Genomic DNA, 12679 nt, shown 5'->3' with positions numbered 1-12679 from the left:
TTGACTAAGGGACACCTCTTTATTTTGCATAAAAAGAATTTAGCTTTAAGAAAGCTGCATCACAATTTTGGCAGCTTATGTACCGGCCACAATACCCTCCTTACAATCTTACGGATATAGTAAGCCATTATCGTCGTGGTGCTCCATGAGCTGCGCTTATTCTGACTGTATTGATCGTTCATAATATAAGTCCGAGTGGAAGTAGGACTCATTAGTCCGAACCTCTCCCATTCTGCTGGATCATTTGAACCTTCAAGTTTTATAAGCATATTCTCAGTCTCGCGATTTACTTTAGCCGGAATTTGTTCATATGCTTCGGAGATTTGGGCATGAAATTCGTCAATCGGATTACGGCTAGCAATACTCTCCAGGTGGATGCCTTCTCGAAGGTACGAAACGTATGACAGATGTTCAGCCCAAAACTGATCGATATAAAAAAGCCGAACTCGCTGTTCCGAAGAACTCATTGACTTCTCCCCTTTTAAAATTCGAAGCCTCTCCTCGAACAGAATTCGCCGCTGATCCTCCACCATATCCGAATATGAATTCAGTTCCTTTTGGATATCAAAGTTTTGCCCCATAATAACACGCTGGATATGTGTAATTTTGTTACGAAGCACAGGATCATCGAGAGCCTCATCCTGCCTTGGAACACGAATTGCTTTATCAATGCCGAACCGCAGCATCAACTCATCCTCCAAGCTTACGAAGAATACCGAACCTCCAGGGTCCCCTTGGCGGCCGGAACGTCCGCGCAGCTGGTCGTCGATCCGCACACTTTCGTGCACATGCGTACCAATCACGTACAATCCGCCTAGTTTAGCAACTTCTTCTGCTTGAGTAGGGTTACCCCCGCCGAGCCGAATATCGACGCCGCGTCCCGCCATATTCGTAGACACGGTCACCGCACCAATCTTTCCCGCTTTGGCGATAACATCAGCTTCCTCAGCGTCATTCTTCGCATTCAAAACATGACAAGGTACGTTTGCAGCAGCCAGCGCCTTCGCCAGCATGTCAGACTCCTCGACGCTTGACGTACCAATTAGAATTGGGCGTCCCTCCTTATGAACGGACGATATTTCATATACAAGTGCCTTAAGCTTGGCTTCTTTATGAGTATAAATTCGATGCGGCTGATCAATTCGAATGTTCGGACGGTTTGGCGGGATTTGTACAACCTGCAATGCATAAATATCTTCGAACTCCATGGCTGATGCATGCGCAGTAGCCGTCATTCCACAAATCTTAGGATATAGGCTAAGGAAGTGTTGGAGAGTGATCGTCCCGAGAATTTTCCCGCCGCCTAAGAGTTCGAGCTCTTCTTTGGCCCCAAGCGCAGCTTGCAGCCCGTCCGGCAGATGCCGGTTCTCCGCCACGCGGCCGGTATATTCGTCGATCTGCTCAATTACACCGTCCCGGACGATGTAATCGACGTCTTTTACTAATAAATATTCTGCATGCAGCGCACAATTTAACGAAGATAACATATGACTATTATGGCTATCGTATAAATTGCCGCATCCGAGCAGCTCTTCCGCTTTCGCAGCGCCTGCTTCATTCAAATATACATTCCGCTTGAACTCATCGAAGTCATAATGCTCATCTTGCTCGAGCTGCCTGGCTACTTCTGTGAAACGAGTAACGTCTCTACTTAAAAAATCCGACTCTCCGGCAATGACTAGCGGTACCCTTGCTTCATCGAGAAGAAGCGAATCCGCTTCGTCAACGATGACATAGTGGAAAGAACGGTGCACAGTATTCGCCTCATCCAGTGCGATTGTGTCCCGCAAATAGTCAAATCCTGCCTCTTTAGCCGTAACGTAGGTAATATCCTGTGCGTATGCTTCCCGTTTCTCGGAGAAGCTCATGCCCGCTTGAACTGAGCTTACCGTTAACCCTAGAAGACGATAGATCGGTCCCATCCACACTGCATCCCGATTTGCCAAATAATCATTGAATGTCAGCACATGAACGCCTTTACCGGTTAATGCATTTAGATAAGCAGGCATAACAGCTGAAAGCGTCTTTCCTTCGCCGGTATGCTGCTCTATCAAATAGCCCTCATGCAGAGCGATTGCACCTATTATCTGGACATCGTAGGGCTGTAATCCAAGCGTTCTCTTCGCCGTCTCGCAGACTAGCGCATAAGCATCCACAAGCAGCTCGTCCAAAGGTATACCCAATTTTGCTTTCGTTCTCAACCTGAGTGATTCTACTTGAAGCTGCTGATCGTCCCATGTTTCCAAATTCCATTTCCTTATGAGTTCCACTTTATCCTGATAGCTTTTCAGCTTATTTTGGGTATCGCGGTTTTTGAATTCTCGCATCATCTTAATGGCTAAATTCATTGGGATTGGATCCTCCTCATATGATTAGCTATTCTATCGATAAGTATAATCATGCCTGCTGAAAATAGCAATTTTTTGGAATTTATGAACTCATATCTCCCACTCTTCGCGCAGCATCCCCATCCGGATGGAATCATAGTGCTTTCCATTATAGAATCTAACCTTACGGATACGGCCTTCGATCTGCATCCCCAGCTTCTCTCCGACCCGAATCATTCGGGTGTTCCCTGACCAAGTCGTTAGTCCCACTCTAGCAAGAGGCAAATGATTAAACAGATGATCGATCCATAAGCTTAAGGCTCTGGTTCCCACCGACTTGTTCCAGCTGTTTGGCTGATGCAGCACAATCCCCATCTCCAGCCAATTCTTCTGCTCATCCTCATAATAGTAGGAAACCAAGCCGCTTATCTCTTCATGCGCCGTGATGACCCAGCGATGATCGCATGCAATCCAGCTATCCTGCATCTCAGCAAACTCTTCCCAGCTCTTCGTATGATGAGCAAAGTAAGGTGCATCCCACTGCTTCCACTCTGGATTATCGTCCTTATAGATCAACTCCCATAAACGTGGCAAATCTCCCTGTTCGATCGGTCGGATTGTAATTTCCTTATCTTTGTACATGGAATCTCCTTTATTATCGTGATATCTATGTATTTCACAAATTATGTAAACCTTTCATTTCATTCTATTTTAGAAGCAGAGCGATCACCAGGTATAGATCGATTTAAACCAAATTAGAGGATGGACACAGTAGATCTCATTGGGGGTATAAGAATGATATTAGATAAAAAAAACGGTATCCGCATGGAGCGAATACCGTGAAAGTGTTGGAAAAGATAAAGAATTAGAAATCAATTTCATAATACCTTTTAGCTTAATGGTCTATGAAATTGATTTGAGAAATAGAGATTTTAAAAATTTCGAAAAAAACAAAGATTACTGTTCGATGCTTTGAACAAGCTCTACCACTTGTTCAGCGGTCTGCATATCCAGTGCTTTTGCAGCAAGCTCTTTCATGTCTGCTTGAGACAGCTTCGTCAGCTGGCTGCGTGCAGGCAGAATTGAAGTTGCGCTCATGCTGAATTCATCCAGGCCAAGACCCAGAAGCAGCGGAATTGCGGTAGCATCCCCTGCCATCTCTCCGCACATGCCAACCCAGCGTCCTTCGCGATGCGCTGCATCAATGACCATCTTGATCAAACGAAGAATGGATGGATTATACGGCTGGTACAGATAAGATACGCGTTCATTCATCCGGTCAGCGGCCATTGTGTACTGGATCAGATCGTTTGTACCGATGCTGAAGAAGTCCACTTCCTTGGCAAATTGATCGGCAAGCACCGCAGTTGAAGGAATTTCAACCATGATTCCGAGCTGAATGCTGTCAGATACTTGAGTACCTTCAGCTGCAAGCTTTTCCTTCTCTTCGAGAAGAATCGCTTTTGCTTCACGGAATTCCCCTAGGGTTGCAATCATCGGGAACATAATACGCAGGTTGCCATGTACACTCGCACGAAGCAAGGCACGAAGCTGTGTACGGAAAATGTCTTGACGATCCAGGCATAGACGAACCGCACGGAAGCCCAGGAATGGATTCATTTCTTTTGGAAGATCTAGATAAGGAAGCTCCTTGTCTCCACCAATGTCGAGCGTACGCACGACAACAGGTTTTCCTTCCATTTTCTCAAGAACGGTTTTGTAGGCGTTGTACTGTACATCTTCAGATGGCAGCTTGTCGCGTCCCATGTACAGGAATTCTGTACGATAGAGACCTACGCCTTCTCCGCCGTTCTCAAGCACACCCGCGACATCATTAGGAGTACCGATGTTTGCAGCAAGCTCAACATGCACGCCGTCTACCGTAACTGTAGGCTCGTCGCGCAGTTTTCTCCATTCTGCAACTTGTGCCGCATAAGCAGCCTGCTTGGATTTATATTCTTCCACAACGGAATCCTCTGGATTAATCAGTACATGTCCGTCCAAGCCGTCAACGATGATCAGATCACCATTCTTCGCTTGAGTCAGTACTTCCTTCGTTCCTACGACTGCAGGAATTTCGAGGGATCTGGCCATGATGGCGGAGTGAGAAGTACGACCACCGATATTAGTAGCAAAGCCAAGCACGTATTTACGGTTCAACTGTGCTGTATCGGATGGAGTCAAATCCTCAGCAAGTACGATCACTTCTTCACTGATCTCCGCCGGATTGACCACTTGTAATCCAAGCAAGTGACCAAGCACACGTTTTGTAACGTCGCGCATGTCAGCTGCACGTTCTTGAAGATATGCGCTCTTCATGTTTTCAAACATTTGAATGAATGTAGCAGCTGTTTCTTCAAGAGCGAATTCAGCGTTTACTTTTTCATCCGAAATTTTCGATTTAACAGGATCAATAAGTTCTGGGTCATTCAATATCAACAAGTGAGATTCAAAAATTTCTGCTTTTTTCTCACCCAATTCTTGCAAAGTACGTGCTTTGATTGCCTGGAGCTCGGCTTCGGATTTCTCCAAAGCCGCTTCCAGTTTAGCAATCTCCGCATCAACGTCGGTGATCGAGCGTTTTTCTACAGAGTAATCAGGGTGCTCCAAGATAAACGCCCGGGCAATGGCAATACCCGCCGAGGCAGCAATCCCGGAAACATTAGGCATGAACTTCGCCCAGCCCTTCGTTAACCATCACGTCTGTCAGCGCTTGAATCGCTTCTGCTTCTCCTTCGCCTTCAACGATGATGCTGATTGTGTCGCCTTTTTCAAGACCAAGGGAGAGAACACCCAGAATGGATTTCAATGTTACTTTTTTGCCTTTCGCTTCTGCAAAAGACTCAGCACCTTTAAATTTGTTCGCTGTGTTTACAAGTGCTGTTGCAGGGCGTGCATGGATTCCATCTTCGTCAGTAATTCTGAATGTTTGTTGCATAGTTTTCATCCCACTTTCGTCATTTTTAGTTGGTTGTGATTACGTCATATACGTATATTACCTGTTTCACAGGAGTATCGAACCACAATAGACTGATTTTTCACAGAATCATGCTGCTGTTTAATGAGATGCAAGATCTAGCCAAACCTTAAATTTGAACTAGACCTTGCATGAGCTCTTTTACGGTGCTATACATTCAAACGTAAAAATCTCGTCTTATTTAATTGTTATGATTCCCTCTTCGCCTGCTTTCAGTACACCGGATTTGTTCAGCGTAACCGCGGAACCTTCCGGCAGGTTAGAGAAAATAATTGGTGAAATAATGGAAGGAGCATGCTCCTTAACATAATTCACGTCAACTTCCATGATCGGTTGACCTGCAGAGACGAGATCTCCTTCAGCAACCAGAACATTAAAGCCTTGGCCTTTCAGCTTCACCGTGTTAACACCAATGTGAACGAGTACTTCCTTGCCGCCGTCAGACATGATGCCGACCGCATGCTTGCTTGGGAATACATTGAACACTTTACCGTTCACTGGGGATACAATCGTTCCATCATGCGGCAGAATGGCGAATCCATCGCCTGTCATTTTCTCTGAAAATACAGGGTCTGGAACCTTCGTAATATCGAGAAGCTCACCGTTGACCGGCATAACGATCTGCTCATTGATGATCGCTTCACCTGCTTCACCTTGTGCCTGTTCTTCTTCAGGTTTGGGCTCTTCAGCTGCTGGGGCTGGTGTACGCCCCTCAATGATGTCCTTCATTTGGGACTTGATCGTATCGGAACGTGTCCCGAAGATTGCTTGTACGTTGTTACCAACTTCAAGTACTCCAGAAGCACCAAGGTCTTTCAAACGGCCTTTATCAACGTTGCCCTTATCTTTAACCTCGATACGAAGTCTTGTGATACATGCATCCAAATGCTTGATGTTCTCTGAGCCACCAAAGGCTTTCAGGATGTGATGCGGGAGCTCGTCCTTCGATCCTGTATTGTTAGATCCCGTTTCAATGACTTTGTCCTCACGGCCCGGTGTTTTCAGATTGAATTTCTGAATAACGAAACGGAAACCGAAGTAGTAGATCACCGCAAATACAAGACCTACGACAATAACCAGCCACCAAGGCGTACGGTTTGGCAATACTCCGAACAGCATAAAGTCTATGAATCCGCCGGAGAACGTCATACCGATCTTAACGCCGAGGATCTGCATTACCATAAAGGACAAACCTGCAAATACCGCATGCACTGCGAACAGAAGTGGAGCTACAAACAGGAAGGAGAACTCAAGCGGCTCTGTAATACCTGTCAGGAACGCCGTCAGTGCACCAGATACCATCAAGGATCCGACCACTTTCTTGTTCTCAGGCTTCGCTGTGTGGTAGATCGCAAGTGCTGCAGCCGGAAGACCGAACATCATGAACGGATATTTACCGGTCGTAAATGTACCTGCTGTAAATTCTACACCATCACGAAGCTGAGCCATGAATATCTTCTGGTCACCACGGATGACTTGACCTGCTTGGTTTACATATTCTCCGAACTCGAACCAGAACGGCGAGTAGAAGATGTGATGTAAACCAAATGGGATAAGCGAGCGTTCGATCAAACCGAAGATAAATGCAGCTAGTGTTTCATTCTCACCAATCATGCTTCGAGAGATGAAGTTCATCGCTTCTTGAATTGGCGGCCAGATCAATGTCAGCAGCAGACCAATCAAGAGCGCCATTACCGCGGTGATAATCGGAACAAAACGTTTACCTGCAAAGAAGCCTAGGTAAGACGGAAGCTCGATTTTGAAGAAACGATTGTACATCGAGGCAGCCAAGACCCCGATTATGATACCACCGAACACGCCTGTCTGCAAAGTTGGGATACCGAGCACATTAGAATAACCGGCTCCTAATTCAGAAATATTCCCTGCATTTACGCCCATCACGGTACCCATCGTTACGTTCATAACGAGGTAACCGATAATTGCGGCGAGACCCGCAACGCCGTCTCCACCGGCAAGACCAATTGCTACGCCGACCGCGAACAGCAAGGACAGGTTATCAAAGACAATTTGTCCCGAGTTCATCATGACATTAGCAATGACTTGGATCCAGTGCGCCTCTAGAAAAGGCACATATTGTAGGAAGTCAGGGTTAACCAGAAGGTTCCCGATCCCGAGCAGGAGACCTGCCGCCGGCAAGATTGCAACCGGAAGCATGACTGCTTTACCGACACGCTGCAACACGCCGAAAAGCTTTTTGAACATGTGTTTCACTCCTTCAAGGAATATATGTGTTAGTTGATCTCGAACAACGCAAAAAAGGCATGAGCTTATAGAGCATGTATGCAACAACCTGTGGGTTATATTGCCCAATAATGGTCATTGCCAATCATACTTTAATCAACTCATGCCTGATCGAATCAGTAACACGTCATAAATATTAAGTTGTTATTTACTACGGTGAACATCATAGCACCAGAAAAAAAAGAATGCAAGCCTTTACAATCAAAAAATTATTTTAATTTCAAAATAATCTAAAAAACGCAAGATGTAGATGAAAACCCCATTGAGACTCGATATATTGATTAGAAGTTTATTCGTTTTGCTCCTTTTTTTGGGAAAGCCGCTGTAAATGCATTGTTAAATAACTCACCTCGGCAGCATACACAGGAAGATTAATCCTTCTTTCCATAATCTTCGTCAGCTTCCAAGCAAGCGAATACATCTCCGGATATTCTTGATTAAGAAGCGAATCCAGTTTATGAATTTCGGCTACTTCTTCCCCCCGTCTAATCCGTTCAATCGCAAATCTAAGATGGGTCACGAGCCTGGAATAATCGAGAGAATCCCGAGGAATTCGATAATCTAGCTTCTCCTCAACCAGACCAACCAAATCTGCGATGAGCTTCGAATGCTCTTGAACCTGTGAAATATTCTGATTCGTCATCGCACTGTAGATGTGAAGGGCTACAAATCCAATCTCTTCTTTGCCAAGATCGACTCCCAGGCGCTTCTCGATCAGCTCAATGGCATATTCAGCAAATTCATATTCCATGGGATACATATCTTTTGTCTCGTACAAAAAAGGATTATGCAATACGATGCCTTGCTCTTTGCGCTTCATCGCAAAGGCAATATGATCAGTCAGGGCAATATGGATATGTTCGTTGAGAGATACGTTACTCTTACTCGTAATATTTAAAATAATATCGTTAATCGTTTCTATTAACTTCTCACTAACACGAGGAACCAGCTGCTTGTATTGCTCCTGCTCCTCCTGTCTCGTTAATATAAACATTTTTTCTACTGCCTGTAGAGGAATTTGATCACCTGATTTGCGATTGAATCCAATCCCTTTGCTGATGATGACTACTTCTTCGTGTTCAGGGTGGGTCGCGATAATCACATTGTTATTCAACACTTTAGCTACCTTCAGGTTCACTTTTGCACCTCTTTTAGCCCCATAATTCGTAATTTCGGCATGTCGTATCTCAATAAGATACACCACGCTTAAGTTAACAAATTATGAGGCTAAGGTCAATATTTAACCGTTGGAAGTACTTAGACTAGATCGTTTCTTTGGTAGCAACCACTTCAGCCGGAATCTTCAAATGGTCTATTGCTGCCGGCTCCGAAGGAGCGGTTGGGATTGCCTTTTTGGTAAAGCCTTGAATGAGCTGCTCAACATCGATACCCGACACACTCTTCAGCATTTCAGGAGCTGTTGACATAAGCTCGGTCACGTAATTGCTGACTCTTGCAGCCCCTTCTCCCTTGCCTGTATCTACAACAGTAAGCTTGTCGATGGAGGAAATTGGCTGTGCGATACGCTCGGCAAGCTCAGGCAGCATTTTTACAATGATGTCGAGGACAGCCGCTTCGCCGAACTTCTGGAATGCTTCTGCCAGTTTCTCCTTCGCTTCCGCTTCTGCAAGACCCCGCAGACGGATCACCTCTGCATCTGCTGTACCTTTTGCACGCTCAGCATCTGCCACGGCCTGACCTTCAAGACGCTTCTGTTCAGCTGTAGCCTTTGCTTGTGTTTCAATGGAATATTGCACGGCATCTGCTTCCCGCATTCTTTTGGCCTTGTCGGCTTCTGCCGCCTGCTCTACCGCATAACGATCTGCCTCGGCTTTTTTCTTCACTTCTGCATCATATTGCTTCTCACGTACTGTAATTTCTTTTTCCTGAAGATCAATTTCGCGCTCTTTGCGCACGAGCTCTACCTTCATCTGCTCCTCAACCATCGTCTGTCTCGCCCGGGCTTCCTGAATGTGATACGCTTGGTCAGCTTCGGCTTTGGCAGTATCTTGCTCTTTCTTAAAGGATGCGACCTTCAGCTCTTTTTCTTTAGCTGCTTCTGCGATATTCGTATCCCGCAGCAGCTCCGCCTTCTGCCCTTGTTCCTCTGCATTCGCTTTCTGGATTCTCGCATCTCGAACAGCTTCTGCCTCTGCAATCTCAGCATCCCGTTTCACCATGGCAATTCGGGGCTTACCGAGTGCATCAAGATATCCGTGCTTGTCGCGTACGTCTTTGATTGTAAAAGAAACGATGGTCAAGCCCATCTTCTTCAAATCTCTTGCCGCCACGCCTTGAACCTCTTGAGCAAATCGATCCCGGTTACGGTACACTTCCTCGACCGTCATTGAGCCGAGAATCGCACGCAGATGCCCTTCGAGCACTTCCTGTGCTTCGCTTTTTAGAGCTTCAATTGGTTTACCAATAAATTGTTCTGCCGCTGTAGCCACATCTTCGATGGAGCTGCCGACCTTGATGATGGCTACACCATCTGCAATAACCGGTACTCCTTGCTCCGTATACACTTCAGGGGTTGTTACATCGAGCTTATGAGATAGTAGCGATATGAACTCCGACTGCTGGAATACCGGCCATATAAAAGTACCCCCACCACGAACAATCTTTATTTCCCTTCCTGATTCATCACTGGATATATTTTTCCTTCCAAGAAAAGACCCGGTAACGATCATCGCTTCGTCTGGACCTACGGTCTTGTATCTCGCCCAGAAGGCAATCCCCAGGATTAAGATAACAACCACTACAATTGCGGGAATAAGTAAAGATTCTTGCATGAAATCTGGCATTCTCATCTCTCCTCTAAGTATAATGGGTTTTTACTACAGACTGTCTAGCTCCGCTACACGAAGCACGCCATCCGCAACCTCCACAACCACGACTCTGGTACCTGCCATAATCGGTTTGGCTTCGAAGCTGGAGGCTGTATGAAGGGTATTTCCACTTACGAGCTTAATCATCACTTCGCCATATCCCTTCTCTGGAACGGGAACGGTGATCTCGCCAATCTTTCCAGCAAGCTCTCGCATGGAAAAACCGGTCGACACCTCGCTGTTTCGTGCAGGCCTTATGTAAGCAAAAAACACAGTCAACGCTCCAAGTATGCCGAACAACAGGGATAGCAGCACATGTCCTGCTGTATTCAGCTCGGTATACTTCATCAGCAAAATACCTGCTCCCCCAAAGGTAGTGATGGCACTCGCAATGACTGTGGAATTCAAAAATTCTACCCCTGCCAGTTCAAATGATCCCTCAAGCAAACCATCAAACAGATCTCCGAACAAGACGCTAACAAGTGCAAATATGGCGCCCCCAATCAGGCAAGCCCAGTATAACGTCTCCATAGTTCACCTCCCTCAGATCTTAGATGCACATGTCAATATATACGTATGTATTAGGTAAATGTTTCAAAATTATGAAGAGGGAGCTAATTGAGGTGTGGATAAGGAAAGTGAGCATAGGATCAATAGCTGCGGGTGACGGATTGTTTCTCAGATCGCAAATTGCCTTTGGATTCTCTTGATCCTATCAAACATTCAAAGGTTAGAAATCCAAAGACAAAAAGCGAACGCTTCGCTTCTTCTGTAACAATTCCGTCCTCCTTCGCTTACCCATGCTCTCTTTAAATATCTGGACCCAGCTCAATTACCTCCCTGGAGGGGAGGGTAAAGCGAAAGGAGTGGACATGGGATTGTCGCTACGGTTGACGGATTGTTCCTCAGAACATTTTCTTATTGCATGCCAAACAGCCCTTTGCAATATTAAACAAGAGCAAAGGGCTGTTGGTTATGTTTTTTTACAAGGATGCTTTATAAATTTCTACTACATCCTCGCGCTGTAATTTGTTGAAATTACCAAACGGTCCAAAACGCATCGCTTTATCCGCCATCACATCAATTTGACTCGCGTCAATATCATAGTCTGCCAGACGGTTTGGTGCGCCGATGCTTGTCCAGAATGAGCTCAGTGCATCGATTCCTTCAAGTGCAATCTGCTCATCGCTCTTGCCTTCCGGATTCACATCAAACACATTAATTGCAAGACGCTTAAATCGGGATACATCCACATGCAGGTTATGCTTCATCCAATTCGGGAACAGGATCGCAAGCCCTCCGCCATGCGGAATGTCATAAACGGCAGACACGGCGTGCTCAATATTGTGCGTAGCCCAATCGCCTGCAAGTCCCATGCTCAGTATATTGTTCAGCGCCATCGTACCACAGTACAGAATGGTTTCACGCAGCTCATAATTCTCTAGCTCGTTAATTAACTTAGGAGCCGTCTCGATCACTGTACGAAGGATTGTTTCACAAAAGCCCAATTGTACTGGAGTATTCGTATCCAGATGGAAGTAATGCTCCAATGTATGGGACATCATATCTACCATGCCATACACCGTTTGATCTTGAGGTACGGAGAAGGTATGTACCGGATCAAGAATTGAAAAGGCAGGGAATACTAGCGGACTTCCCCAGCCCAGCTTCTCCTGCGTTTCTTGATTCGTAATAACCGAGCCGCTGTTCATCTCTGAACCTGTTGCGGCCATCGTCAGCACTGTAGCCAGCGGCAATGCGGCTTCCGGCTTCGCCTTACGCTCTGCAAAGTCCCACATGCTGCCATCATATTTGGCACCGACGGCAATGGCTTTGGCACAGTCAATTACACTGCCGCCGCCAACAGCCAGAATCAGATCAATGTCGTGTTCTTTGCAAAGGTCTGCTCCTGCATGTACGGTAGACAGACGCGGATTAGGCTCAACACCAGCCAGTTCATGAACCTCAGCTCCGATTTCAGACAACAGCTGAATAACTTGGTCATAGAGACCATTGCGTTTTATACTGCCACCGCCGTAAACAAGCAGCACTTTGTTCCCGTATTTAGGGACTTCGGTTTTTAGAGCTGCAAGCTGACCTTTACCAAAAATCAGGCGTGTAGGATTATGAAATTGAAAAGCTCTCATTGTAAGATTCGCCTCCAAGCATACATTTTGATAGTGATACACTTCTTATTATAGGATCATTTGTTTCCAAAAAACAAACTTCCGCATCGTTCCTAAAAAAACAAAGCCCACCCCTAATCAAGGGACAGGCTTACATAG

9 protein-coding genes are annotated in these 12679 nt (G+C 45.8%); all 9 read right to left on the bottom strand.

The window, feature by feature from the left end; translation table 11 throughout:
- Positions 1–59: 59 nt before the first annotated feature.
- The 9 genes from secA2 to ACFSVM_RS21570 all read right to left on the bottom strand — a co-directional run bounded on the left by secA2 (position 60) and on the right by ACFSVM_RS21570 (position 12541).
- The gene (gene secA2, locus ACFSVM_RS21610; RefSeq protein WP_076313439.1) at positions 60–2348 is read right to left on the bottom strand and encodes an accessory Sec system translocase SecA2; all 2289 of its coding nucleotides are present in this window, start codon (positions 2346–2348) and stop codon (positions 60–62) included.
- 90 nt (positions 2349–2438) lie between these two features.
- Entirely contained in the window at positions 2439–2969 is a 531-nt protein-coding gene (locus tag ACFSVM_RS21605) for a GNAT family N-acetyltransferase (RefSeq protein ID WP_379264498.1), read from the bottom strand.
- Positions 2970–3284: 315 nt separating this feature from the next.
- The gene (ptsP, locus tag ACFSVM_RS21600; RefSeq protein ID WP_379264496.1) at positions 3285–4997 is read right to left on the bottom strand and encodes a phosphoenolpyruvate--protein phosphotransferase; all 1713 of its coding nucleotides are present in this window, start codon (positions 4995–4997) and stop codon (positions 3285–3287) included.
- A complete protein-coding gene (locus ACFSVM_RS21595; protein ID WP_076313442.1) occupies positions 4990–5265 on the bottom strand; it encodes an HPr family phosphocarrier protein in 276 nt (91 codons plus the stop codon). The genes ptsP and ACFSVM_RS21595 overlap by 8 nt, the downstream gene beginning before the upstream one ends.
- A 216-nt stretch (positions 5266–5481) precedes the next feature.
- Positions 5482–7527 (bottom strand): glucose-specific PTS transporter subunit IIBC, encoded by a 2046-nt coding sequence (gene ptsG / locus ACFSVM_RS21590; protein WP_076313443.1) that lies wholly within the window; start codon positions 7525–7527, stop codon positions 5482–5484.
- 328 nt (positions 7528–7855) lie between these two features.
- The gene (gene glcT, locus ACFSVM_RS21585; protein ID WP_076313444.1) at positions 7856–8704 is read right to left on the bottom strand and encodes a glucose PTS transporter transcription antiterminator GlcT; all 849 of its coding nucleotides are present in this window, start codon (positions 8702–8704) and stop codon (positions 7856–7858) included.
- Positions 8705–8828: 124 nt separating this feature from the next.
- Positions 8829–10358 carry a flotillin family protein gene (locus tag ACFSVM_RS21580; RefSeq protein WP_076313565.1) on the bottom strand — a complete coding sequence of 510 codons (1530 nt, stop codon included), beginning with the start codon at positions 10356–10358 and terminating at the stop codon, positions 8829–8831.
- Positions 10359–10403: 45 nt separating this feature from the next.
- Complete coding sequence (locus tag ACFSVM_RS21575; RefSeq protein WP_076313445.1) at positions 10404–10925, bottom strand: NfeD family protein; 522 nt, start codon at positions 10923–10925, stop codon at positions 10404–10406.
- A gap of 452 nt (positions 10926–11377) precedes the next feature.
- Complete coding sequence (locus ACFSVM_RS21570) at positions 11378–12541, bottom strand: iron-containing alcohol dehydrogenase (RefSeq protein WP_076313446.1); 1164 nt, start codon at positions 12539–12541, stop codon at positions 11378–11380.
- Positions 12542–12679 lie beyond the last annotated feature (138 nt).

The organism is Paenibacillus shunpengii, assembly GCF_042684905.1.
Lineage (GTDB): Bacteria > Bacillota > Bacilli > Paenibacillales > Paenibacillaceae > Paenibacillus > Paenibacillus shunpengii.
This window is presented reverse-complemented; position numbering and strand designations above follow the sequence as displayed.

Excerpts from the sequence above, each read along its gene's own strand:
- ACFSVM_RS21575 (WP_076313445.1), bottom strand. The coding sequence starts at position 10,925 with ATGGAGACGTTATACTGGGCTTGCCTGATTGGGGGCGCCATATTTGCA.
- ACFSVM_RS21580 (WP_076313565.1), bottom strand. The coding sequence starts at position 10,358 with ATGCAAGAATCTTTACTTATTCCCGCAATTGTAGTGGTTGTTATCTTA.
- ptsP (WP_379264496.1), bottom strand. The coding sequence starts at position 4,997 with ATGCCTAATGTTTCCGGGATTGCTGCCTCGGCGGGTATTGCCATTGCC.
- ptsG (WP_076313443.1), bottom strand. The coding sequence starts at position 7,527 with ATGTTCAAAAAGCTTTTCGGCGTGTTGCAGCGTGTCGGTAAAGCAGTC.
- ACFSVM_RS21605 (WP_379264498.1), bottom strand. The coding sequence starts at position 2,969 with ATGTACAAAGATAAGGAAATTACAATCCGACCGATCGAACAGGGAGAT.
- ACFSVM_RS21570 (WP_076313446.1), bottom strand. The coding sequence starts at position 12,541 with ATGAGAGCTTTTCAATTTCATAATCCTACACGCCTGATTTTTGGTAAA.
- secA2 (WP_076313439.1), bottom strand. The coding sequence starts at position 2,348 with ATGAATTTAGCCATTAAGATGATGCGAGAATTCAAAAACCGCGATACC.
- ACFSVM_RS21595 (WP_076313442.1), bottom strand. The coding sequence starts at position 5,265 with ATGCAACAAACATTCAGAATTACTGACGAAGATGGAATCCATGCACGC.